The 23,810-nt window shown below is 64.4% G+C and carries 20 protein-coding genes; 16 read left to right on the forward strand and 4 right to left on the reverse strand.

The window, feature by feature from the left end; translation table 11 throughout:
* Positions 1 to 43 precede the first annotated feature (43 nt).
* Genes metH through hisG form a run of 4 tightly spaced genes read left to right on the forward strand, consistent with a single transcriptional unit; the run spans position 44 to position 5,501 of the window.
* A complete protein-coding gene (gene metH, locus ACQR3T_RS07435; protein WP_428692882.1) occupies positions 44 to 3,613 on the forward strand; it encodes a methionine synthase in 3,570 nt (1,189 codons plus the stop codon).
* Positions 3,606 to 4,277, forward strand: a complete 672-nt coding sequence (locus ACQR3T_RS07440) for an HAD family hydrolase (protein ID WP_428692883.1) — start codon at positions 3,606 to 3,608, stop codon at positions 4,275 to 4,277. Before metH ends, ACQR3T_RS07440 begins: the two co-directional genes overlap by 8 nt.
* 59 nt (positions 4,278 to 4,336) lie before the next feature.
* On the forward strand, positions 4,337 to 4,600 hold the full coding sequence (locus ACQR3T_RS07445) for a phosphoribosyl-ATP diphosphatase (protein ID WP_428692884.1): 264 nt from the start codon (positions 4,337 to 4,339) through the stop codon (positions 4,598 to 4,600).
* A gap of 49 nt (positions 4,601 to 4,649) precedes the next feature.
* Positions 4,650 to 5,501, forward strand: coding sequence for an ATP phosphoribosyltransferase (gene hisG, locus ACQR3T_RS07450; protein ID WP_032377881.1), 852 nt, complete (start codon positions 4,650 to 4,652; stop codon positions 5,499 to 5,501).
* Between the two features lie 20 nt (positions 5,502 to 5,521).
* On the opposite strand, the gene ACQR3T_RS07455 is transcribed toward hisG, so the two are convergent.
* Entirely contained in the window at positions 5,522 to 6,328 is an 807-nt protein-coding gene (locus tag ACQR3T_RS07455) for a thioesterase family protein (RefSeq protein ID WP_428693086.1), read from the reverse strand.
* Positions 6,329 to 6,345: 17 nt separating this feature from the next.
* Positions 6,346 to 7,200: a RecB family exonuclease gene (locus ACQR3T_RS07460; RefSeq protein WP_428693087.1), complete on the reverse strand. Its 855-nt coding sequence runs from the start codon at positions 7,198 to 7,200 to the stop codon at positions 6,346 to 6,348.
* Between the two features lie 290 nt (positions 7,201 to 7,490).
* Here ACQR3T_RS07460 and ACQR3T_RS07465 point away from each other — a divergent pair, with 290 nt between their 5' ends.
* A complete protein-coding gene (locus ACQR3T_RS07465) occupies positions 7,491 to 8,390 on the forward strand; it encodes a tRNA (adenine-N1)-methyltransferase (RefSeq protein WP_428693088.1) in 900 nt (299 codons plus the stop codon).
* Positions 8,391 to 8,429: 39 nt separating this feature from the next.
* Here the strand turns inward: ACQR3T_RS07465 and ACQR3T_RS07470 are convergent, their stop codons facing one another.
* Positions 8,430 to 8,915 (reverse strand): hypothetical protein, encoded by a 486-nt coding sequence (locus ACQR3T_RS07470; RefSeq protein WP_428692885.1) that lies wholly within the window; start codon positions 8,913 to 8,915, stop codon positions 8,430 to 8,432.
* Between the two features lie 184 nt (positions 8,916 to 9,099).
* On the opposite strand from ACQR3T_RS07470, the gene arc reads away from it, so the two are divergent.
* The 5 genes from arc to prcA all read left to right on the forward strand — a co-directional run bounded on the left by arc (position 9,100) and on the right by prcA (position 14,552).
* Positions 9,100 to 10,863: a proteasome ATPase gene (gene arc, locus ACQR3T_RS07475; protein ID WP_032378495.1), complete on the forward strand. Its 1,764-nt coding sequence runs from the start codon at positions 9,100 to 9,102 to the stop codon at positions 10,861 to 10,863.
* Between the two features lie 80 nt (positions 10,864 to 10,943).
* A complete protein-coding gene (gene dop / locus ACQR3T_RS07480; protein WP_032377882.1) occupies positions 10,944 to 12,443 on the forward strand; it encodes a depupylase/deamidase Dop in 1,500 nt (499 codons plus the stop codon).
* Between the two features lie 194 nt (positions 12,444 to 12,637).
* Positions 12,638 to 12,832, forward strand: coding sequence for a ubiquitin-like protein Pup (locus ACQR3T_RS07485; RefSeq protein ID WP_008716348.1), 195 nt, complete (start codon positions 12,638 to 12,640; stop codon positions 12,830 to 12,832).
* Positions 12,829 to 13,770 carry a proteasome subunit beta gene (gene prcB, locus ACQR3T_RS07490; RefSeq protein WP_428692886.1) on the forward strand — a complete coding sequence of 314 codons (942 nt, stop codon included), beginning with the start codon at positions 12,829 to 12,831 and terminating at the stop codon, positions 13,768 to 13,770. Before ACQR3T_RS07485 ends, prcB begins: the two co-directional genes overlap by 4 nt.
* Positions 13,767 to 14,552 (forward strand): proteasome subunit alpha, encoded by a 786-nt coding sequence (gene prcA / locus ACQR3T_RS07495; RefSeq protein ID WP_032377884.1) that lies wholly within the window; start codon positions 13,767 to 13,769, stop codon positions 14,550 to 14,552. The genes prcB and prcA overlap by 4 nt, the downstream gene beginning before the upstream one ends.
* A gap of 35 nt (positions 14,553 to 14,587) precedes the next feature.
* On the opposite strand, the gene ACQR3T_RS07500 is transcribed toward prcA, so the two are convergent.
* The gene (locus tag ACQR3T_RS07500; protein ID WP_032378496.1) at positions 14,588 to 16,057 is read right to left on the reverse strand and encodes a bifunctional phosphatase PAP2/diacylglycerol kinase family protein; all 1,470 of its coding nucleotides are present in this window, start codon (positions 16,055 to 16,057) and stop codon (positions 14,588 to 14,590) included.
* Positions 16,058 to 16,155: 98 nt separating this feature from the next.
* On the opposite strand from ACQR3T_RS07500, the gene pafA reads away from it, so the two are divergent.
* The 6 genes from pafA to ACQR3T_RS07530 all read left to right on the forward strand — a co-directional run bounded on the left by pafA (position 16,156) and on the right by ACQR3T_RS07530 (position 23,805).
* A complete protein-coding gene (pafA, locus tag ACQR3T_RS07505; RefSeq protein WP_170944814.1) occupies positions 16,156 to 17,514 on the forward strand; it encodes a Pup--protein ligase in 1,359 nt (452 codons plus the stop codon).
* 70 nt (positions 17,515 to 17,584) lie between these two features.
* Positions 17,585 to 18,577, forward strand: a complete 993-nt coding sequence (locus ACQR3T_RS07510; protein WP_428692887.1) for a helix-turn-helix transcriptional regulator — start codon at positions 17,585 to 17,587, stop codon at positions 18,575 to 18,577.
* Entirely contained in the window at positions 18,574 to 19,569 is a 996-nt protein-coding gene (locus tag ACQR3T_RS07515; RefSeq protein WP_428692888.1) for a helix-turn-helix transcriptional regulator, read from the forward strand. The genes ACQR3T_RS07510 and ACQR3T_RS07515 overlap by 4 nt, the downstream gene beginning before the upstream one ends.
* A gap of 85 nt (positions 19,570 to 19,654) precedes the next feature.
* Positions 19,655 to 19,921 carry a Sec-independent protein translocase subunit TatA gene (tatA, locus tag ACQR3T_RS07520; protein ID WP_032377888.1) on the forward strand — a complete coding sequence of 89 codons (267 nt, stop codon included), beginning with the start codon at positions 19,655 to 19,657 and terminating at the stop codon, positions 19,919 to 19,921.
* A 110-nt stretch (positions 19,922 to 20,031) separates the two neighbouring features.
* Entirely contained in the window at positions 20,032 to 21,003 is a 972-nt protein-coding gene (gene tatC / locus ACQR3T_RS07525) for a twin-arginine translocase subunit TatC (protein WP_032377889.1), read from the forward strand.
* 27 nt (positions 21,004 to 21,030) lie between these two features.
* On the forward strand, positions 21,031 to 23,805 hold the full coding sequence (locus ACQR3T_RS07530; RefSeq protein ID WP_428692889.1) for a DEAD/DEAH box helicase: 2,775 nt from the start codon (positions 21,031 to 21,033) through the stop codon (positions 23,803 to 23,805).
* Positions 23,806 to 23,810: the final 5 nt, after the last annotated feature.

A 23,810-nucleotide genomic window follows, 5' to 3' on the forward strand; every position in this document is an offset into this window, starting at 1 on the left:
GCCTACGACCCGAGGGAACTGCGGTGCCCACTACTCTGTAGTGATGCCCGATCAACACAAGCCCGGTCTGCTCGATGCGATTTCACGTCGCGTTGTCATCGGCGACGGAGCGATGGGCACGATGCTCCAGGACGCCGACCTGACTCTCGACGACTTTCTCGGTCTAGAGGGATGCAACGAAATTCTGAACGCCACCCGGCCCGACGTGCTGCGCGAGATCCACCGTGAGTACTTCGCAGCCGGTGCAGACGCCGTGGAAACGAACACGTTCGGATGCAATCTGCCCAACTTGGCCGATTACGACATCGAGGATCGAATCCGCGAGTTGGCCGAGAAAGGCACCCGGCTCGCCCGCGAGACCGCCGACGAAATGGGCCCCGGTCGCGACGGGATGGACCGATACGTCTTGGGTTCGATGGGACCCGGCACCAAGCTCCCCACACTCGGGCATGCTCCGTTCGCCCGGCTGCGCGACGCGTACACCGAAGCCGCTCTGGGAATGATCGACGGCGGTGCCGATGCCATTCTGGTGGAGACGTGCCAGGACTTGCTTCAGGTCAAGGCCGCGATCATCGGCAGCCAGCACGCGATGGATAGGCTCGGCGTCCGTATTCCGATCATCACCCACGTGACGGTCGAGACGACGGGTGCGATGCTCGTCGGCAGCGAGATCGGTGCAGCACTCACTGCGCTCGAACCGCTCGGAATCGACATGATCGGCCTCAACTGCGCCACCGGTCCGGCCGAGATGAGTGAGCACCTCCGCCATCTGTCCAAGCATTCGCGGTTGCCGGTGTCGGTGATGCCCAATGCCGGTCTGCCGACGTTGGGTGCAAAGGGTGCCGAATACCCACTGACCGCCCCCGAATTGGCCGACGCTCTGAGCGGTTTCGTCCGCGAGTACGGGCTGGCACTGGTCGGCGGTTGCTGCGGCACCACCCCCGAGCACATTCGTCAGGTTGCCGATATGGTGCACGGAGCCACGAAGCTGGAACGGCAGCCGGCCCCAGAGCCGGGTGTCTCCTCGCTCTACACCGCCGTGCCGTTCGAGCAGGACGCCAGCATCCTGATGATCGGTGAGCGCACCAACTCCAACGGATCCAAGGCATTTCGCGACGCGATGCTGGCCGAGGACTACCAGAAGTGCCTGGACATCGCCAAGGATCAGACGCGCGACGGCGCGCACATGTTGGACCTCAATGTCGACTACGTCGGGCGCGACGGTTCCGCCGACATGGCCGCGCTCGCAAGCAGATTGGCGACCGCGTCGACGCTGCCGATCATGCTCGACTCCACCGAACCGGCCGTACTCGAAGCCGGTTTGGAGCACCTCGGTGGCCGTAGCGCCGTCAACTCGGTCAACTACGAGGACGGCGACGGGCCCGATTCGCGGTTCCAGAAGATCATGCGTCTGGTCAAGGAGCACGGTGCCGCCGTTGTCGCGCTCACCATCGACGAGGAAGGCCAGGCTCGAACGGCCGAATGGAAGGTGCGTGTCGCAGACCGGTTGATCACCGACATCACCGAGAACTGGGGCCTGCGCCACGAGGACATCATCGTCGACACCCTCACCTTCCCGATTTCCACCGGCCAGGAAGAAGTTCGACGCGACGGCATCGAGACCATCGAGGCGATCCGGCAGCTCAAGGAGAAGTATCCGAAGGTGCACACCACCCTCGGGTTGTCGAACATCTCGTTCGGTCTCAATCCCGCTGCACGCCAAGTGCTGAACTCGGTCTTCCTGCACGAGTGCACACAGGCCGGCCTCGACACCGCCATCGTGCACGCGTCGAAGATCCTGCCGATGAACAAGATTCCCGACGAGCAGCGCGAGACCGCTCTTGATTTGGTGTACGACCGCCGCCGCGAAGGCTACGACCCGTTGCAGAAGCTGATGCAGCTGTTCGAGGGCGTCTCGGCAGCATCGGCCCGAGAATCACGCGCCGAAGAACTGGGTCGTCTGCCACTGTTCGAGCGACTCGAACGCCGCATCGTCGACGGCGAACGCAACGGTCTCGACGTCGATCTGGATGCAGCGATGACCGAGAAGCCGCCGCTGGAGATCATCAACGAGACACTGCTCTCGGGCATGAAGACCGTGGGGGAGCTGTTCGGTTCCGGCCAGATGCAGCTGCCGTTCGTGCTTGCCTCCGCCGAGGTGATGAAGGCTGCGGTGGCGTATCTGGAGCCGCACATGGAGGCGACCGACGACGACGGCAAGGGTCGTATCGTGCTCGGTACCGTCAAGGGCGACGTCCACGACATCGGGAAGAACCTCGTCGACATCATCCTGAGCAACAACGGCTACGAGGTCGTCAATCTCGGTATCAAGCAACCGATTTCGACCATCCTCGAAGCCGCGATCGACAAGCGCGCCGACGTGATCGGGATGTCCGGGCTGCTGGTGAAGTCGACCGTCGTCATGAAGGACAACCTGATCGAACTCAACTCCAAGGGCGTCGCGGAACAGTTCCCGGTCCTGCTCGGTGGAGCAGCGTTGACGCGGTCGTACGTCGAGAACGATCTGCAAGATGTGTACGAGGGTGACGTCCACTATGCGCGAGACGCATTCGAGGGCCTGCGTTTGATGGACACCATCATGACCACCAAACGCGGTGGGGGTCCGGCTCCCGACAGTCCGGAGGCACTCGAAGCGAAGGCCAAGGCCGCCGAGCGCAAGGAACGCCATGAGCGGTCCAAGCGCATCGCGGAGAAGCGCAAGGCTGCGGAGGCGCCGGTCGTCGTGCCCGAACGATCCGATGTTGCAGCCGATATCGATATTCCGGTTCCGCCGTTCTGGGGTACTCGCATCGTCCGAGGCGTGTCCTTGGCCGATTACTCGGGTCTGCTCGACGAGCGTGCACTGTTCCTCGGGCAATGGGGCCTGCGCGGTGCTCGCAAGGGTGAAGGTGCCACCTACGAAGACCTGGTGGAATCGGAAGGTAAACCGCGCCTGCGGTATTGGCTGGATCGCCTGAGCACCGACGGCATACTCGCACACGCCGCACTGGTGTACGGGTACTTCCCGGCGGTCTCCGAGGGCGACGACGTCGTCGTGCTCACCGAGCCCGAACCCGATGCACCCGAACGCTTCCGATTCACGTTCCCCCGTCAGCACCGTGACCGATTCCTCTGCATCTCGGATTTCGTTCGGTCGCGTTCGGCTGCACGAGAATCCGGCCAGGTCGATGTTCTGCCGATGAACCTGGTGACAATGGGCCAGCCCATTGCCGACTTCGCGAACGAGCTGTTCGCTGCCGACTCGTACCGCGACTATCTCGAGGTGCACGGAATCGGTGTCCAGCTCACCGAGGCGTTGGCCGAATACTGGCATCGTCGAGTGCGCGAAGAACTGAAACTGTCCGACGGCAAATCGGTCGCCGCGGAGGATCCCACCGAGGCCGAGGGGTACTTCAAACTCGAATATCGCGGTGCTCGTTACTCGTTCGGCTACGGGGCATGCCCCGATCTGGAAGACCGGATCAAGCTCGCCGCTCTGCTCGAGCCCGAGAGAATCGGCGTGAAGCTCTCCGAGGAGCTGCAGCTCCACCCCGAACAGTCGACCGATGCGTTCGTACTTCATCACCCGGAGGCCAAGTACTTCAATGTCTAGTGGAATTCACCTGCAGGGTGTCCTGTGGGACATGGACGGCACACTGCTCGACTCGGAGAAGATCTGGGACGTCGCGATCGGTGAGTACTCACGAAATCTCGGGACAGAACTCAGCGCAGAAGTGCGCGAGAGCACCCTCGGAAATTCGATGTGGGATGCACTGCGCAAGGTCCTGGCACACGCATCGGTCGAGGTCACCGACGAGCACCTGAACGAGGGTCGGGAGTGGCTCACGACCCGTGTCGGAGACCTGTTCGCCAAGGGCATTCCCTGGCGGCCCGGTGCCAAGGATGCGCTCGCTCTGGTGCGCGAGATGGGTCTGTCCACCGGGCTCGTCACCAACACCGAGCGCGGGCTGGTCGAGCGAGCTCTGGACACGTTGGGCCGCGAATACTTCGACATCACCGTGACCGGCGACGAGGTGGAGGTCGGTAAACCGCATCCAGCGCCGTACCTGCGCGGTGCGGCGCTGCTCGGCGTGGACGCTGGAGCCTGCCTCGCGGTCGAGGACTCGCCTACGGGTTCACTGTCCGCGCACACTGCAGGATGCCCCGTGCTGGTGGTTCCCTCCGAGATCGCCGTGCCGACGGCTCCTGGGTACACCATTCGTGACGGTCTTGTCGGTCTCACCGCCGACGACGTCCGGCGGGCCTGGGCAGCCTGATTCCTCGAATCTCGACCGAATTGATTCCGCTGGATACCGACGTGAAAGAATACGAATCCGTGAAGACTTTCGATTCCCTGTTCGCCGAGCTCACCGACCGCGCGAAGACCCGCCCGGAGGGCTCGGGCACCGTCGCAGCGTTGGATGCGGGAGTTCATTTTCAGGGCAAGAAGGTTCTCGAAGAAGCGGGCGAAGTGTGGATCGCGGCCGAGCACGAAAACGACGAAGCGCTCGCCGAGGAAATCTCGCAGCTGTTGTACTGGGTCCAGGTGATGATGGTGGGCAGGGGCATCGAGCTCGAGGACGTCTACCGACATCTGTGAGTCTAGGACCCGCTCGTCTCCCACGAACTCACCGAAGAAGGAAAACTCCATGCTGCGCGTAGCCGTACCCAACAAGGGCGCTCTCTCCGAGTCCGCCGCAGAGATTCTCAGCGAGGCCGGCTATCGGCGCCGAAGCGACTCGAAGGACCTGACGGTTCTCGATCCAGCGAACGGCGTCGAGTTCTTCTTCCTCCGCCCCAAGGACATTGCGATCTACGTCGGATCCGGCCAGTTGGATCTGGGCATCACCGGTCGCGACCTGGCCCTCGATTCGGGTGCTGCCGTCGAAGAGCGCCTGGCGCTCGGATTCGGCCGCTCGACGTTCCGCTACGCGGCGCCCGCGGGCAAGGAATGGGCACCCGAGGACTTGGGCGGACTACGCATAGCCACGTCTTACCCCAATCTGGTGCGCGCGGACTTGGCCCAGCGGGGGTTGGAGGCCACGGTCATCCGCCTCGACGGCGCGGTCGAGATCTCCATCCAGCTCGGAGTCGCCGACGCCATTGCCGACGTCGTCGAATCGGGCCGATCACTGCGCCAGAACAACCTGGTGGCCTTCGGTGAATCGCTCTGCGATTCGGAGGGCGTACTCATCGAACGCGCAGGCACCCCGGGTACCGATTCCGCGCGTAAGCAGCTCATCGCCCGCGTGCAGGGCGTCGTCTTCGCACAGCAGTACCTGATGCTCGATTACGACTGCCCCAAGTCGATTCTCGACGAGGCCGTCAAGATCACCCCGGGCATCGAGTCGCCCACGCTGGCGCCGATGGTCGACGACAACTGGGTTGCGGTGCGCGCCATGGTTTCTCGCAAAGTCCACAACAACGTCATGGACGAGCTCGCCGAGTTGGGGGCAAAGGCTATCCTGGCGTCCGACATCAGGTCGTGCCGCGCCTTCTAGATCTTGATCGGTCGCTGCCCTCAGCTGCGACGCCGGACCAGGACCGTCTGCGCGATTCTGCCGACCGGACCCAGTTCGTCGCTGAGAGTGCCAGCACACATGGCGATTCCGTCCGGACCTGTGGAGGTCTCGGCCGAGACTCCGACCCAGTCACCCTGAGGCACCCTGAACACGTGCACCGTCAGGTCGGTGTTCAAGAAGGTCCACTCGTCGATCGGAAGCTTCGCGCCGATTCCGTTCGCAATATCCGCAATCGAGAATAATCGCTCCAGTGCGGTCATCGATTCACCTTGTACGAGAACAGGTTTGGGCCTGGCCCAGATCTCACCCGGCCCATCGGCACCGAGCCCGGTGAGAATCTTGAACTCGACGGCGTCGAGATAGCCCGACGACCACGTGCCCCCGAAGGTGTAGTCGACCCCGTCTGCGACCGACTTCATCACCGGGTCGCCGACGTGTTCGACGTCCTCGGTCGGTGTGGTGCGCATACGCCACGCGCTGCCGTGAGCCACCGCCCGAGCAGTGCCCGACGAACTTTCCGCCCACAATTCGGCGACGACGAGTTCGACATTGCCCCCGGGTCGTTCCGTCCATGCCCGAATCTCGATGTCTCCGACCGGAACCGGACCGAGTATGTCGACCGCGACTCGACTGATACGGGTGTCCTCCCGAGCGTCGACGCGCTCGAGTGCACGGACCAGTAGAGCGGACGGCGGAGCGCCGTGCTGCATCGTCGGTGCCCACAGACTGACGGTGTTCTCGGTGGCCGTGACCCTCTCGAAGCCGTCCTTGCCGACACCGGCGGGAACGAAGAAGGCGTCCGGCAGTGCCTTCGCGGTGAGGGTCACAGCTCGGGCTCCGTCTGTTCCGATGCGGCCTGCGGCCAACCCGGGTACGGCGGGGGAGTGCCGCCGAACTCGGGACACAGGGCTTGGTGGTCGCACCATTTGCACAGTGCGCCTTTCTTGGCGCGAAAGTCACCGGTCTCGCCTGCGGCCAGAATCGCTTTCCAGATGGCGGACAGCATGCGCTCGAACCTGCGCAGCTCGTCTTCGTCGGGAGCGTAGGTCAGTTCCTGCTTGTCGGCCAGATACATCAATTTCAGTTGCGCCGGAACGACTCCGCGCATGCGCATGATCATCACGGCGTAGAACTTCATCTGGAACAACGCCTTGGACTCGGTGAACTCGCGCGGTGCCCGACCGGTTTTGTAGTCGACGACGCGAATCATGCCGTTGGGTGCGACGTCGATTCGATCGATGAATCCCCGAAGCGGCGTGCCGTCGTCCAGATCGATCTCCACCCGTTGCTCGCAGGACTCGGGCTCGAAGTGAGTAGGGTCCTCGAGTTCGTAGTATCCGGCGACCAGAGCCCGAGCGCGATCGAGAAAAGCCGTCCGCTCGTCGGCCGGAACCAACGACTCGATGGCGGGCGACTGGGCAACCACTCGCTCCCACGCCGGATCCACCAGGTCGCGCGCAGTCGTCGGCACTCGGTCCTGCGCAGGCAACGCGTAGAGAGCCTCCAGTGCGGCATGCACCACAGTTCCCTTGACCTGAGCTTCGGTGGACACCTCCGGAATGCGGTCGACCGCGCGAAAGCGGTAGAGGAGAGGACACTGCTTGAAATCGCCTGCGCGGGAGGGCGACAACGCCGGCGTGCTGCGGGGGCTCGGCACCGCCAGCGGCGGTCGCGCGATGTCGCCGAGGTCGAGTAGAGGCAAGTCGATGGGTGTCGACACGGAAATACTCACGACTGCGAGACTATGCCGCTGGTCCGACAACTTCGGTCAAGGCCGTAGTCTGGCACGTCGAGTCGTCCCCGACGCCTGCCCGCTCCGGTAGATCGTCGAACCGAACAACGAAAGCAGGTTCCGCTGTGTCCACCGGTGATTCCGCGTCCGCGTCGACCGACGGGCCCGAGGTCGACGCGCTCGTCGATGTCCCGGTTCCGAGTGCGGACGATGTGGTCACCGCCGAGGTCGACGAGATCGAACTCGACCAGGTCCCGACTGCGGACGAGAACTCCGTCGCACCGGTTCCGACCGGACCCGCCCGCAGTGGGCCGTTCCGCGTCGGAGATCGAGTGCAGCTCACCGACGGCAAGGGCAGGCACTACACGGTGGTGCTCGAGGCAGGCAAAGAATTCCACACCCACCGAGGTGGAATCACCCACGACAAGTTGCTGGGAGCCGACGAGGGCAGCGTCGTCACCTCCGTCAACGGCACCCCGTACCTTGCGCTTCGGCCGCTGTTGACCGACTACGTGTTGTCGATGCCGCGCGGCGCGCAGGTCATCTACCCCAAGGATGCAGCGCAGATCGTCCACGAGGGCGACGTGTTCCCCGGAGCCCGCGTGCTGGAGGCCGGTGCCGGATCGGGCGCTCTGACGTGCTCGCTGCTCCGTGCGGTCGGTACGGCAGGAACGGTCATCTCCTACGAGATCCGCCAGGACCACGCCGACTACGCGATCAAGAACGTCGAGACGTTCTTCGGCGACCGGCCGTCGAACTGGCACCTGACGGTGGCCGACGTGGATCAGTTCGGTGTCGATCGACCGGGGGAGCAGGTGGATCGGGTGGTTCTCGACATGCTGGCTCCCTGGGACGCACTGCCCGCCGTATCGAAGGCTCTCGTTCCCGGTGGAGTGCTGCTGGTCTACGTCGCCACGGTGACGCAGCTGTCCAAGGTCGTCGAAGCCCTACGCGCACAGGAATGCTGGACCGAACCCCGTTCGTGGGAGTCGATGGTCCGGGGTTGGCACGTCGTGGGACTGGCGGTTCGGCCCGAGCATCGTATGCAGGGGCACACGGCATTCCTCGTGAGTGTTCGACGCCTCGCCGAGGGCACCGTCACCCCCAAGCCGCAGCGTCGGTCCGGTAAGGGCTGATCGATCGCGGCGGTGTCGCTCGACTGTCGGGCCCGGACTTCACGCGCAGGGCGCTTGCCCCATCGCGAGAATCTGGCAGGTGCTGGCGTCGGAGAGCTTCCACTTGCCGTCGATCAGGACCCAGGTCTGCGGTGAGGGCGCTGCCGTCCCTCGCGGGGTGGCGATCGCCACGTCGGCCGTGGACGTCTCGCCCTCGACGGTCGGCTCGGCAACCTCGAACGTGATCGTGCCGTAGTTCGCCAGCGCGGCGGTCATGGTGTCGAGGTTCGTCAGACGCGCCTGACCGTTCTCGACCGCGGCGGCTTTGGTTGCCGCGTCGACGTCCGGTGCTACCAGCTGCAGCAGCGAGGCTTCGAGTTCATCGGCGGTAGGTGCAGCAACAGCAGGCTCGTCGGTTGTCGTGCCGACAGAATCTGCGGCCGACGTCGAATTGTGATCGGCGTGATCGGATTCATCTGCGGTGCTGCACCCGGCCACCGACATCACCGCCGCCGTGAGTGCGACGCTTGCCGAAAGTATGCGCATCTTCACTGGTGGAGCCCCTGTTCCCGTAGTCCGTCCACTGTTCGGTCAGGTGAGGCTAACATGACCCCGGCCGGGGTCGGGGTTCCGTCGAGGCATGCTGCAGGCACGCCCGATCGTGGTGTCGGTCCGCACATTCGGGCCGGTGCCGGTAGCGTTGATAGATCGTCACTGGGAGGAGTCGCTCATGAGCTCAACAGACAATCCGGATGTGGCCGCGGCCAGAGCCGAACTGGACGCCGTGCGAGCCGAAGCCGCTTCACTGCGCCGTCAACTGGGGGAGTCCCCCGAACAGGTACGCGAGCTCGAAGGCCGTGTCGATTCGCTCTCGCTGCGCAACACCAAGCTGATGGACACCCTGAAAGAGGCCAGACAACAGCTCATCGCGCTCCGCGAGGAAGTCGATCGACTCGGCCAACCGCCGAGCGGTTACGGCGTTCTGCTGAGCGTGTTCGACGACGGAACGGTCGATGTGTTCACGTCCGGCCGAAAGATGCGCCTCACGTGCTCGCCCAACATCGAAGCCGACTCGCTTGCGCCGGGCCAGACGGTGCGGCTGAACGAGGCATTGACCATCGTCGAAGCCTGCACCTTCGACCAGGTCGGTGAGATCAGCACTCTGCGTGAGCTTCTGGGCGACGGATCGAGGGCCCTCGTCGTCGGTCATGCCGACGAGGAGCGCGTCGTGTGGCTGGCGAAGCCGCTGATCGACATGGTCAACGACGACGGCCCCGTCGACCCGGACGAACCGTCCCGCAAACTCCGTCCCGGCGATTCCCTGCTCGTCGACACCAAGGCCGGCTACGCCTTCGAGCGTGTCCCCAAGGCCGAGGTGGAGGACCTGGTCCTCGAAGAGGTGCCGGACGTGGGATACGAGGACATCGGTGGTCTCGGTCGACAGATCGAGCAGATTCGCGACGCCGTCGAACTCCCGTTCCTGCACAAGGATCTGTTCCGGGAGTACTCCCTGCGTCCACCCAAGGGTGTGCTGCTCTACGGCCCTCCCGGCTGCGGAAAGACGTTGATCGCCAAGGCGGTTGCCAACTCGTTGGCCAAGAAGATCGCCGAGGCCCGCGGGCAGGACGCCAAGGAAGCGAAGTCGTTCTTCCTCAACATCAAGGGTCCCGAACTGCTCAACAAGTTCGTCGGCGAGACCGAGCGTCACATCCGCATGATCTTCCAGCGCGCGCGGGAGAAGGCGTCGGAGGGCACCCCGGTCATCGTGTTCTTCGACGAGATGGACTCGATCTTCCGTACCCGTGGTTCGGGCGTCTCGTCCGACGTCGAGACAACAGTCGTTCCTCAGCTGCTCGCCGAGATCGACGGCGTGGAGGGGCTCGAGAACGTCATCGTGATCGGTGCCTCCAACCGCGAGGACATGATCGACCCCGCGATCCTGCGGCCCGGTCGTCTGGACGTGAAGATCAAGATCGAGCGTCCCGACGCCGAATCGGCACAGGACATCTTCTCCAAGTACCTGACCGACTCGCTGCCGGTCAATGCCGACGATGTCGCCGAGTTCGGTGGCGACCGCGCGGCCTGCATCCGCGGGATGATCGACCGGGTCGTCGAGCGCATGTACGCCGAGAGCGACGACAACCGCTTCCTCGAGGTGACATATGCCAACGGCGACAAGGAAGTTCTGTACTTCAAGGACTTCAACTCCGGTGCCATGATTCAGAACATCGTGGACCGCGCGAAGAAGTACGCCATCAAGTCGGTTCTCGAAACCGGCAATGCCGGTTTGAGGATTCAGCACCTCTTCGATTCCATCGTCGACGAGTTCGCCGAGAACGAGGATCTGCCGAACACGACGAACCCCGACGACTGGGCTCGAATCTCCGGCAAGAAGGGCGAGCGGATCGTCTACATCCGCACGCTGGTCACCGGTAAGAATGCCAGCGCGAGCCGGGCAATCGACACCGAGGCCAACACCGGCCAGTACCTGTAGATCCTGCACAGAGCAGTATCGGGGCGCGTCCGCACAGGGCGCGCCCCGTTCTGTGTCTGCGTGCCGTCTAGGCTCGACTCATGCAGCGCATCATCGGTATCGAGGTCGAGTACGGCATTTCTTCACCCACCGAACCCACCGCCAATCCGATCCTGACGTCCACCCAGGCAGTGTTGGCCTACGCGGCCGCTGCAGGGGTACCGCGGGCCAAGCGCACGCGATGGGATTACGAAGTCGAGTCGCCGCTCCGTGACGCCCGTGGCTTCGACCTCGGGCGCTTCAGCGGCCCGGCACCGGTCATCGATGCCGACGAGATCGGCGCGGCCAACATGATTCTCACCAACGGTGCCCGTCTGTACGTCGACCACGCTCACCCCGAGTACTCGGCCCCGGAAGTACGGGATCCGTTGGACGCGGTGATCTGGGACAAGGCCGGGGAGCGCGTCATGGAGGCCGCCGCTCGCCACGCCTCCAGCGTGCCAGGAGCCCCGCGGCTGCAGCTGTACAAGAACAACGTCGACGGCAAGGGCGCGTCGTACGGCACTCACGAGAACTACTTGATGTCGCGCGAGACGCCGTTCTCGGCCGTCATCGCCGGTCTGTCGCCGTTCTTCGCTTCGCGGCAGGTCATCACGGGATCGGGGCGCGTCGGAATCGGCCAGTCCGGCGACGAGGCCGGGTTCCAGCTCTCTCAGCGAGCCGACTACATCGAGGTGGAGGTCGGCCTCGAGACCACACTCAAGCGCGGAATCATCAACACCAGAGACGAACCGCACGCGGACGCCGACAAGTACCGGCGACTGCACTGCATCATCGGCGACGCAAACCTTGCGGAGATGTCGACCTACCTCAAGGTGGGCACCACCGCGCTGGTACTCGACCTCATCGAAGCCGGAGTGGACCTTTCCGATCTCCAGCTCGCTCGACCGGTGACCGCCGTCCACCAGATCAGCCACGATCCGACTCTGCGCAAGGCAGTGGCTCTCGCGGACGGGCGCGAGCTGACCGGGCTTGCGCTCCAGCGCATCTACCACCAGCGGGCCGCGAAATTCGTGGCCGCCGAGGGGAGCGACGACGCACGGGCCCTGGACGTGCTCGACAAGTGGGCAATGGTGCTCGACCTCCTCGAACGCGATCCGATGGAATGCGCCCACCTGCTGGACTGGCCCGCGAAGCTGCGCCTGCTGGAGGGTTTCCGCCAGCGCGAGGGCCTGGGCTGGTCGGCACCGCGCCTTCATCTGGTGGACCTGCAGTACTCCGATGTGCGGCTCGACAAAGGCCTGTACAACCGGCTGGTTGCTCGTGGGTCGATGGATCGACTCGTCACCGAGCAGCAGGTACTCGACGCGGTGGGCACACCGCCGGAAGACACCAGGGCCTACTTCCGCGGCGAGTGCCTCCGCAAATTCGGCGCCGATATCGCCGCGGCGAGCTGGGATTCCGTCATCTTCGACCTCGGTGGCGACTCACTGGTACGCATCCCGACACTCGAACCGCTGCGCGGTACCAAATCGCACGTCGGTGCGCTGCTCGAGTCCGTCGACAGTGCCGCCGAACTCGTCGATCAGCTCACCAACTGAGAACCCGGCGAAACAGTCCGACTATTCGATGGTGTCTCGACGACCCGCGCGGCCGGTCTGTCGGTAGGGTAAAGGTCCGTGCACTTTCGGCGGAACGTTCGGTTGCACTTGCACATCCACAACGGTGCATCTCGAATGAATCGATGAACGTGCAGTAGATGTGTTCTCTCGATACACGGAGGAGGTCGGCGACTATGGCACAGGAGCAGACACGACGCTCTGGCGGCGGCGACGACGATGAGGTCCCAGGCGACACCGGAGCCGGTGGGCAGGAACGGCGCGAGAAGCTGGCCGAGGAGACCGACGACCTCTTGGACGAGATCGACGACGTCCTCGAGGAGAACGCCGAGGACTTCGTTCGTGCCTATGTGCAGAAGGGCGGCCAGTGACGGTGGATCGTTCGGACCCACGGTCGGCCGGTGACGGCATGACGATCCCGCTCGGATCGAGCAGTTCGTCGTTCTCCGACTACCTCCGTCAGCACGCCCCCCATCTGTTGCCCGAGAGCGGACTGGCCGCAGACCTGGCGTCCCACGCTGCCAACGGCACCTCCGACAAGTCCGGCATCGCTCCGCACGGGACGACGATCGTCGCCCTCACCTACGCGGGTGGGGTCCTGATCGCCGGTGATCGGCGCGCGACTCAGGGCAATCTGATCGCCAACCGTGACATGCAGAAGGTCTACGTCACCGACGAGTACTCCGCTGCGGGCATTGCCGGAACCGCAGGGATCGCGATCGAGCTCGTACGGCTCTTCGCGGTCGAACTGGAGCACTACGAGAAGATCGAAGGGGTTCCACTCACCTTCAACGGCAAGGCCAACAAGCTGTCGTCGATGGTGCGCAGCAACCTCGGTGCCGCAATGCAAGGATTGGCAGCCGTCCCGTTGCTGGTCGGGTTCGACATCGACATCTCGGACCCGGACAGTGCCGGGCGCATCGTGTCCTACGACGTGGTCGGCGGGCGCTACGAGGAGCGCTCGGGCTATCACGCGGTGGGGTCGGGATCCCTGTTCGCCAAGTCGGCACTCAAGAAGCTCTATCGCCCCGGAATGACCGAGGACGAAGCGCTTCGCGCAGCGGTCGAATCGCTGTACGACGCCGCCGACGACGACTCCGCCACCGGCGGACCGGACGTCACCCGAGGGATCTATCCGACGGCAGTGGCAATCACGAGCGTCGGAGCGGACGACGTTGCACACGACCGCGTGTCGGCAGCAGCGCGTTCGGTTCTCGCCGAGAGGACCGAGAGCGCCGCGCATACCGGCGGTGCCGAGCATCACACCCGGTCCGGTCAGCAAGTGAGCGAAGGGGGTAGCGCACCATGACAATGCCGTACTACGCATCGGCCGAACAGATCATGCGCGATCGTTCGGAGTTGGCGCGCAAGGGAATCGGCCGTGGCCGAAGCGTCATCGCACTGACTTACGCGGACGGCGTGCTGTTCGTGGCCGAGAATCGCTCGACGGCACTGCACAAGGTGAGCGAACTGTACGACCGGATCGGTTTCGCGGCCGTGGGGAAGTACAACGAGTTCGAGAATCTCCGGAAAGCCGGTATCCAGCATGCCGACATCAAGGGGTACACCTACGACCGCCGCGATGTGACCGGCAGGTCGCTCGCCAAGACTTACGCGCAGGCGCTCGGCACGATTTTCACGGAGCAGCTCAAGCCCTACGAGGTGGAAATCTGTGTCGCGGAGGTCTCGCATCAGGACGAGCCGATCGCAACGCAGCTCTACCGCATCACCTACGACGGGTCCATCGTCGACGAACAGGATTTCGTCGTCATGGGCGGAACGACCGAGCCCATCGTGGCAGCGTTGAAGGACACCTACCGTCCCGGCCTCGATCTGGCCGAAGCGGTGCGCGTGGCGGTGGACGCACTCACCGCGGGACCCGCGGTACCGCCCGCTGCAGGTGGTGAGCCCGAGAAGAAGGTTCTCGAGGTATCCGCGCTCGAGGTGGCTGTACTGGACCAGGGTCGGCCTCGGCGCGCGTTCCGACGCATCGCCGGAGCCGCGTTGGAGGACATGTTGCCGGCCTCGGCATCAGCCGTACAGGCCACCACCGACACCGTAGACGGTGTGCCCGAGGTGGGTCCCTCGTAGCTGGTTCGCCGATCGCACCCGGACGGCCTCGTGCCCTACCGCTTCCGGTAGAGCGCGAGGCCGTTCTTGTCGCTGGTGAACTCGAACCACGTTCCGTCGCCCACCACTTCGCCGTCGGCGGCGAGTGCAACGGGAGCGCCTTCCACCTCCACCGTCAGCTGCTTCACTGCTCGACGAACATAGGCCGGTGAGGAGCCCAGGGTGCCCGTCACCGTCGCCCACAGCAATCTGGTTCGCGACGCCTTGGGTTCGGAGGGAAGGAAGCGAACGTCCAGGGTGCCGGTGTGAATGCTGCTGCGCGACATGGGAACCTGGTCGGTCGGCACGTAGTTGCCGTTGCCGACGAAGAGCATCCACACCGAATGCCCGGTGCCGTCGAGTTCGATGTTCAGCGGCTCCGCGGCGGCCAGTACCCTCGTCATTGCTACGGCTGCCGCAGGCCATTTGCCGATTCGGCTCTGGAGCTTCTGACGTAACCGCACCGAGTCGGGATATCCGCCGAAGGTAGCCGTGTTGACGAACGACACGCTGCGGCCGTCGATGGCCACCTGGGCAATATCGACCAGTTCGGCCGTGCCCGCCTCGATGGCTGCTGCGGTGTCTTCGACGGCGGTCAGACCGGTGTCACGGGCGAAGTGATTGAGAGTGCCACCAGGGAACGCGGCGAGAGGTAAGCCGCTGCGCGCTGCCGACGCGGCGACGCTGACCACGGTTCCGTCGCCGCCGCAGACACCGAGTGCGCGCGGTGACGTGTCCCGAATTCGTTGTTCGAGTTGCTCGTTGAAATCGAGTTCCGGATCCGGAACGAACAGATCTGCCTCGGGAAGTGCGCGACGGATCGCCTCGGGCACCGACTCGGAGCCATCACCCGACCCTGGGTTGACGAGCACGAGCAGCCCCCGTCCCCCCTCGAGTGGCGGGACATCGACCTGTGAGCCCAGATCGGCGGGCTTTTCCGAACGCACAGCCCACCACCGGCGGGTGGACAGCGCGATGGCCGAGCCGAGGGCGGCACCTGCGATGACGTCGGTGGGCCAGTGCACACCGACGTGGACACGCGAGTAGCAGACAGCGGCCGCAACGGGTGCCAGAACAATTCCTGCCAGCGGAGATTCGATGGCAACGGCCGTCACGAAAGCCGCCGCCGAGGCCGAATGTCCGGAGGGGAAAGACGAGGACACCGGCGGTGCCAACACCTGACGAAGGACCGGGACCAGTTCGGCCTCCGGGCGAGACCGCGGGAACAACGGCTTGAGCAGACCGTTGGCGCTGGCACTCGCGCCCGCGAGCGCCACGAGTCCACGAACACCCCCTCGGCGTGCAGGACCGCCCGCGGCAACGAGCACGGCAGCAACGCCGAGCCACAGACGGCCGTGATCGGCCGCAGTACTCAGCGCGCGCAGACCCGCATCCGCTCGACTGGACCGTAGCGCTGCACTTCGCGCCACCAGCGAAAGGTCCCACGCATGAACGGCCGTCGAAACAGAGGTACGCGTGGGTGTCATGACACCCAGCCTAGGCACGCGCGGCAGCATCTTCACGGACGGACGACATCGGGGCGCTCCGACACATCGAATCGCAGGTTGCGTTGTAGTGTCGAAGTGTGCAGCGACGAATTATGGGCATCGAGACAGAGTTCGGTGTCACATGTACTTTCCACGGACATCGACGCCTCAGTCCGGACGAAGTGGCTCGCTACCTGTTCCGCCGGGTGGTCTCGTGGGGGCGAAGCTCGAATGTGTTCCTTCGCAACGGTGCCCGCCTGTACCTCGATGTCGGCTCGCACCCCGAGTACGCGACGGCCGAGTGCGACAGCCTGCTGCAGTTGGTCACCCACGACCGGGCGGGCGAGCGTGTTCTCGAGGATCTGCTGATCGACGCCGAGCAGCGCCTGGCCGAGGAAGGCATCGGCGGCGATATCTACCTGTTCAAGAACAACACCGACTCCGCCGGCAACTCGTACGGCTGCCACGAAAACTTCCTGGTGCAGCGAGCGGGGGAGTTCTCTCGGATTTCGGACGTTCTGCTTCCCTTTCTGGTCACACGTCAATTGATCTGCGGCGCAGGCAAGGTGCTCCAGACGCCGAAAGCGGCTACGTTCTGCCTGTCACAGCGTGCCGAGCACATCTGGGAAGGCGTCTCCTCTGCCACTACTCGGTCGCGGCCGATCATCAACACTCGCGACGAGCCCCACGCCGACGCCGAGAAGTACCGCAGGCTGCACGTGATCGTGGGCGATTCGAATATGGCCGAGACCTCGACGATGCTCAAGGTCGGAACGGCGGCCCTCGTCCTCGAGATGATCGAGGCAGGAGTCTCTTTCCGAGACTTCGCGTTGGACAATCCGATTCGCGCCATCCGCGAGGTCAGCCACGATCTCACCGGACGGCGCCCGGTGAGGCTTGCGGGGGGACGGCAGGCCAGCGCCCTCGATATCCAACGGGAGTACTACGCCCGGGCCGTCGAACACCTGAAGACGCGGGAGCCGAACACTCAGGTGGAGCAGGTGGTCGACCTCTGGGGTCGTACTCTCGATGCCATCGAGACACAGGACTTCGCGAAGGTGGACACCGAGATCGACTGGGTCATCAAGCGCAAGCTCTTCCAGCGTTACCAGGATCGGTACTCGATGGAGCTCTCCGATCCCAAGATCGCTCAACTGGACCTGGCCTACCACGACATCAAACGCGGGCGCGGAGTGTTCGACCTGCTACAGCGCAAGGGCTTGGCCAAGCGCGTCACCGAGGACGAGCAGATCGACGAAGCCGTCGACCTGCCTCCGCAAACCACCCGCGCCAAACTGCGAGGTGAGTTCATCACCGCCGCACAGGAGGCGGGTCGCGACTTCACCGTCGATTGGGTGCACCTCAAGCTGAACGATCAAGCGCAGCGAACCGTGTTGTGCAAGGACCCGTTCCGTTCGGTCGACGAGCGAGTGGAGAGACTGATCGCGTCGATGTAGGCCCGGTGGATATACGGCAGCTCGGGTCGCTACCGCTCCTGCACCAGCAGAGCAACTAGGCTCGACAGTCGTGGCCACCACCAAAGTCGAACGCCTGATGAATCTTGTCATCTGCCTGCTGTCGACGCGTCAGTTCCTCACCGCGGAGTGGATCCGTGACAGCGTGGCCGGATACGACGACTCGTCCAGCCACGAAGCTTTCAGTCGAATGTTCGAGCGGGACAAGAACGAACTCCGTGACCTCGGCGTGCCCTTGGAAACCGGAGCCGCAACCAGGTTCGGCGGCGTCGAGGGCTACCGCATCAATCGCGACGCGTACGAGCTGCCCGACATCGACCTCACCAGCGAGGAGTCGGCCGCCGTCGCTGTCGCCGTCAAACTCTGGGAATCGCCCGAGCTCACGTCGGCGGCTCAGAGCGCGCTCCTCAAACTTCGCGCCGCGGGTATTCAGGTCGACCAGAACGAGTCCGCGGCGGCGGTGACCGCGGTTCCCGCACGGACCAGGGGCTCCGAACCTGCACTGGGTGCGCTGCTGGCCGCCATCGACGAAGGCAAATCGGTTCGGTTCGAGCACCGACCGTCGTTGACGGATCCGTTCACCACCAGAACCGTCCAGCCGTGGGGTGTCGTGACGTTCCGCGGCCGCTGGTATTTGGTGGGACACGACGTGGACCGAGACGACACCCGAACCTTCCGCCTCTCCCGCATCGGTGACGAGGTCAGATCGTTCGGCTCGCCGCAGAGTGTCCGCAAACCCGACGGTATCGACCTGCAGGACATCGTCCGTCGCGTAGCAGGGACGTCCTCCGTGTCGGGCACAGCACGAGTCTGGTTGCACGATGGCAGGGCACTGGAGCTACGCCGGATGGGAACGATCGTGGGCGCACAGAGTCTGGGCACCCGGAGCGGCACGGTCGTAGAGGTTCCCGTGCGGTCCTGGGATTGGATCTCGCGGTTGATCGCGGGCCACGGGGCCGATGCGGTAGTGCTCGAGCCCGCGGAGTTGCGAGCCGATGTGATCTCGACTCTGCAGACGGCAGCCGGCGTGGAGAACGAGCGATGAGCGCGCGCTTGTCGGTCCGCTTGGCCCGGCTCCTCAACATGGTGCCGTTCTTCATGGCCAATCCTGGGTTGAGCGCCGAGGAGGCCTCTCGCGAATTGGGTGTGTCGACGGCAACGCTGATGGCCGATCTCAACCAACTCTGGATGTGCGGTCTACCCGGCTACGGCCCGGGTGACCTCATCGATCTCTCGTTCTCCGAGGAGAGCATCGACGTGACGTTCTCCGCGGGGATCGATCGTCCACTGCGCCTGACGTCGACCGAGGCCACGGCCCTGTTGGTCGCGCTCCGATCGCTGACGTCGATGCCCGGCATGGTCGATCCGTCCGCCGCGCAGCGAGCGATCGCGAAGATAGAAACTGCGGCGGGCTCGGCGGCGGCCAACGTGCCACTCTCGTCCGACCACGACAGCGTCGGCACCGAGGAGGGGGCGGTCTCGAGCACTGTCCGGTCTGCTTTGCGACACCGGCACGCACTCGACCTGACCTATTATTCTGCGTCGCGAGACGTCGTCACCGAACGAACCGTCGACCCGATCAGGACGGTCGTGGTCGACGACAACAGCTATCTGCAGGCGTGGTGCCGAGGAGCCGAGGGCGTTCGGCTCTTCCGATTCGACCGCATCGACTCGGCTGTCGAACGGAACGAGCCCGCTGCACCGCCGGAGTCGGTTCAGGACGAGGACGCCTTCGAGATCTTCAACGACGATCCCTCGCTGTCGCAGGCGCGACTGAAGGTGTCGCCCACCTACACCTGGATTCTGGACTACTACCCGATGACACAGGTCGCGGCCGATTCCGACGGATCGATCGAGGTGACGATGCGATTTGCAACTCTGCAGTGGATGACCCGTCTGACACTCGGGTTCGGCGGCGGCGTCACGGTACTTTCACCTGAATCCTTGGTGAACTCCGTCCGCGAACGCGCACGTTCTGCGCTGGACGTGTACTCCGAGCTGGACTCGACCAGCGCAGACGGCATCGTCACGACATGAACGCAGGGCAAACCGCTGCTCGCCGCTGCTGAAGGTGTCACCCGTAGTCGGGTACGCTCGATTCATCTGATCTCAGGAGGTTCACATGGGATTCACCAGTCCCTGGCACTGGGCGATCGTTGCGGTGGTCGTCATCATTCTGTTCGGTTCCAAGAAGCTGCCCGACGCTGCTCGTGGACTCGGCCGCTCGTTGCGCATCTTCAAGAGCGAGGTGAAGGAGATGCAGAACGACGGCAAATCCGACACCGACACCACGACGGCACAGCAGCCGGCCGCGCCTGCTCAGCTGCCGCCGCCTGCGCCCGTTGCCCCGACGAACGTCGACGCACAGCACGACGCGAAGTCTGCCTGAGCGCAGACCGCTCAGCACACCTTCGGTGCCACGTGGGCACCGAAGGTTCACTGCTGTCGGTGACGGCCCGGCGCCGTCGGCCGACCGAAGAAGGCTGACCGTACAACACCATGCGCATTCCGTTCGATCCGCGGCGTAGCAAGCGCCGAGTCAATCCCGACGGCACGATGTCGTTGGTCGATCATCTGTACGAGCTGCGGACCCGGCTCCTGTGGTCGCTCGTCGCCGTCGCCGTCACCACGGCATTCGGGTTCTTCTGGTACTCGCACACGATATTCGGCGTCGAAAGTCTCGGTGACCTTCTACGAGGTCCGTACTGCACACTCGATCCGAACCTCCGCGCGAACTTGAGCAACGACGACCAATGTCGACTGCTCGCGACCGGACCGTTCGATCAGTTCCTGCTGCGATTCAAGGTCGCGTTCACCGCCGGGGTCGTGCTTGCCTGCCCCATCTGGCTCTATCAGATCTGGGCCTTCATCACGCCTGGCCTGTATGCCAACGAACGGCGATACGCCGTCTCCTTCGTCACCGGCGCGGCTGCTCTGTTCGTCACCGGTGCCATCCTGGCGTATTTCGTGGTGGCCAAGGGACTGCACTTCTTGCTGTCGATCGGCGACAACGTACAGATCACTGCACTGAGTGGCGATCAGTACTTCGGATTCTTGATCAACCTCCTCATCATCTTCGGTGTCAGCTTCGAGATTCCGCTGCTCGTGGTTGCTCTGAATTTCGTCGGCGTGCTGACCTACGAACGCCTCAAGGCGTGGCGTCGCGGTCTGATCTTCGGTCTGTTCGTCTTCGCCGCCATCGCGACACCGGGGCAGGACCCGTTCTCGATGTTGGCGCTGGCGTTGGCGTTGACGGTCCTCTTCGAGATGGCAGTGCAGATTGCGCGAATTCACGACAAGCGTAAGTTGCGCAAGAGAAGAGACGAATGGGGTGATGTGTCAGATGACGAAGCAACACGTATCGAAGGCGCAAGTACGATCGAGTCCCCACACGCTGTCGCTCCGACACCGCCGCCCAGCGGATTCGGTGCTGCAACCCGAACCCAGTCACAGTACGACGACACCATCTGACCTCGGCCGATGCGCGGGGACCAGCGCATGACGGAGACGACGACGGACGTCCATCCGAGTCCGAAGCCCACCGAGCTGCAACGCTTCTCGGCTGAACTGGGTTTCCCGCTCGACCGATTCCAGGTCGATGCGTGTACCGCGTTGGAGAACGGACACGGCGTTCTGGTCTGTGCCCCTACCGGTGCAGGCAAGACTGTGATCGGCGAGTTCGCCGTCCACCTGGCCCTCGCAGCCGGGCGAAAGTGCTTCTACACCACACCGATCAAAGCGCTCAGCAATCAGAAGTTCGCTGAGCTGACTGCACGGTACGGCCGCGACACGGTGGGCCTGCTCACCGGAGATTCGTCGATCAACCCCGATGCCCCCATCGTCATCATGACGACGGAGGTTCTGCGAAACATGCTCTACGCATCGTCGGACGCGCTTCGCGGACTCTCTCATGTCGTGATGGACGAGGTGCACTACCTGGCCGATCGCTTCCGGGGGGCAGTGTGGGAAGAGGTCATCCTGCACCTGTCCGACGACGTCCGCCTGGTGAGTCTGTCGGCCACGGTCAGCAACGCCGAGGAGTTCGGCGCGTGGATGAGCACGGTTCGCGGTGACACCACCGTCGTGGTGGACGAGAACCGACCGGTACCTCTCTCACAGCACATCATGGTGGGGCGCCGGTTGTTCGACTTGTTCGACACCAGGGCGCAGTCACCCGACGGCAGCCAGAAGGTCGTGGTCGACCGCGAACTCGTTCGGCACGTCAAGCAGCGCCAGTCTCTCGACTCGATGGACCGCTGGCACGCGCCGCACAGCCGAGGCCGAGGCGGTCGAGGGGGCGGAGGAGGTCGCGGTGGCGGTCAGAGCAGCGGGGCCAACAACCGGCCGCTGGCCCGACCCGATGTGATCGCCAAACTCGACGAAGAGGGTTTGCTCCCCGCGATCACGTTCATCTTCAGTCGCGCCGGCTGCGACGGTGCACTCACCCAATGCATGCGCTCGCGTCTGGTGTTGACGACGCCCGAGCAGGCCGAAGAAATTCGGTACATCGTCGAGAAGCACACCTCGGAACTTCCGCGGGAAGACCTGGAGGTTCTGGGCTTCTGGGAGTGGCGCGATGCACTCGAGCGTGGCTTCGCCGCCCATCACGCCGGTATGTTGCCGGTCTTTCGGCACACCGTGGAGGAATTGTTCGTCAAGGGCCTGGTCAGAGCGGTGTTCGCCACCGAGACGCTGGCGCTCGGCATCAACATGCCGGCCCGAACGGTGGTGCTGGAAAAACTCGTGAAGTTCAACGGTGAAACGCATGCCGAGCTGACCCCGGGGGAGTACACCCAGTTGACCGGTCGAGCCGGGCGCCGCGGTATCGACGTGGAAGGCCATGCCGTCGTGCTGTGGCAGCCGGGCACCGAGCCGACCGAAGTCGCCGGGCTCGCGTCGACCCGTACTTTTCCGCTGCGCAGTTCGTTCGCGCCGGCGTACAACATGTCGATCAACCTGATCGAGCAATTCGGTGCAGCCGATTCGCGTCTGCTGCTCGAGCGATCCTTCGCCCAGTTCCAGGCCGACCGCTCCGTCGTCGGCATGGTCCGGGGTATCGAAAAGAACATGCAGACGCTGGACGCGCTCGGTGCACGCCTCGGCGGACCCGACGGCGAATACTTCGAGTATGCGCGGCTGCGCGAACGACTCAAAGATCGCGAGAAGACCCTCGAACGCCAGAGCCGCTCCGATCGACGAGACAAGGCTGTCGATTCGCTGCGCGCCCTGCGCCGCGGCGATGTGATCTCGGTGCCGACCGGTCGCCGCAGCGGCCTTGCCGTCGTGTTGGAACCGGACGACGACCGGGCCGATCCGCGTCCGCTGGTGCTGACCGAGGACAAGTGGGCGGGTCGACTCTCCGCAGCGGACTTCCCCTCGCCGGCAACGTCACTGGGAACGATGCGGCTACCGCGATTCGTCGACCATCGCACCGCGAGGACCCGGCGCGATCTCGCGGCAGCACTGGTCACGCGCGGAATATCGCAGCCGTCGGACCGCATCCGACGAAAGTCGACAGCAGCGGACGACAAGGAGCTGGCCACCCTTCGCCGAGCCATTCGATCGCATCCGGTGCACGCACGACCCGATCGTGACGAACTCGGCCGTACCGGTGAGCGCTACAACCGGCTTGCCCGCGAGACCGAAACGATGCGTCAGAAAGTATCGGCGACGACGAACTCTCTGGCTCGCACCTTCGACCGCATCCTGGCTCTACTCGCCGACCGCGGGTACGTGACGCCGGGTAAGGATCCCAAGGTGACCGACGACGGTGCCAGGTTGAGCCGGATCTACTCGGAGTCCGACCTGCTCGTGGCGGAATGCCTCCGCGGTGGCCTGTGGCAGGGCCTGTCACCTGCCGAGTTGGCAGCGGTCGTCTCGGCCGTCGTCTACGAGTCGAGGTCGGAGGGAGACATCACCCCGCACGGTCCGACGGGTCCCATTCGACATGCACTCACCGAGACGGTCCGGGTGTGGCACGAGCTCCGTTCGGACGAAGTTCGTCACAAGCTCCCGCCGACGAGAGAGCCCGACATGGGTTTCGTGAAGGCCATCTACAAGTGGGCATCCGATCACTCGTTGGTCGACGCCCTCGTCACGGCCGGGGACAACGGCAAAGCTCTCTCGGGTGGAGACTTCGTGCGGTGGTGCCGACAGGTGATAGATCTGCTCGATCAGGTTCGGCTCGCGGCCCCGGAGCCGGAACTGTCGCGAACGGCGGCGCGCGCCGTCGCAGCCCTGCGCCGCGGCGTGGTCGCCGTCGACGCCGCGTGACAGGA

The sequence above is a fragment of the Rhodococcus sp. IEGM1428 genome (genome assembly GCF_050321865.1).
Classification (GTDB): Bacteria; Actinomycetota; Actinomycetes; order Mycobacteriales; family Mycobacteriaceae; genus Rhodococcoides.

What these genes read in the sequence shown, in the direction of transcription:
- ACQR3T_RS07440 (WP_428692883.1), top strand. Translation starts at nt 3,606, where the DNA reads ATGTCTAGTGGAATTCACCTGCAGGGTGTCCTGTGGGACATGGACGGC.
- tatC (WP_032377889.1), top strand. Translation starts at nt 20,032, where the DNA reads ATGCGCATTCCGTTCGATCCGCGGCGTAGCAAGCGCCGAGTCAATCCC.
- hisG (WP_032377881.1), top strand. Translation starts at nt 4,650, where the DNA reads ATGCTGCGCGTAGCCGTACCCAACAAGGGCGCTCTCTCCGAGTCCGCC.
- ACQR3T_RS07470 (WP_428692885.1), bottom strand. Translation starts at nt 8,915, where the DNA reads ATGCGCATACTTTCGGCAAGCGTCGCACTCACGGCGGCGGTGATGTCG.
- prcA (WP_032377884.1), top strand. Translation starts at nt 13,767, where the DNA reads ATGACAATGCCGTACTACGCATCGGCCGAACAGATCATGCGCGATCGT.
- dop (WP_032377882.1), top strand. Translation starts at nt 10,944, where the DNA reads ATGCAGCGCATCATCGGTATCGAGGTCGAGTACGGCATTTCTTCACCC.
- ACQR3T_RS07500 (WP_032378496.1), bottom strand. Translation starts at nt 16,057, where the DNA reads ATGACACCCACGCGTACCTCTGTTTCGACGGCCGTTCATGCGTGGGAC.
- ACQR3T_RS07530 (WP_428692889.1), top strand. Translation starts at nt 21,031, where the DNA reads ATGACGGAGACGACGACGGACGTCCATCCGAGTCCGAAGCCCACCGAG.
- ACQR3T_RS07515 (WP_428692888.1), top strand. Translation starts at nt 18,574, where the DNA reads ATGAGCGCGCGCTTGTCGGTCCGCTTGGCCCGGCTCCTCAACATGGTG.
- arc (WP_032378495.1), top strand. Translation starts at nt 9,100, where the DNA reads ATGAGCTCAACAGACAATCCGGATGTGGCCGCGGCCAGAGCCGAACTG.
- tatA (WP_032377888.1), top strand. Translation starts at nt 19,655, where the DNA reads ATGGGATTCACCAGTCCCTGGCACTGGGCGATCGTTGCGGTGGTCGTC.
- ACQR3T_RS07485 (WP_008716348.1), top strand. Translation starts at nt 12,638, where the DNA reads ATGGCACAGGAGCAGACACGACGCTCTGGCGGCGGCGACGACGATGAG.
- metH (WP_428692882.1), top strand. Translation starts at nt 44, where the DNA reads ATGCCCGATCAACACAAGCCCGGTCTGCTCGATGCGATTTCACGTCGC.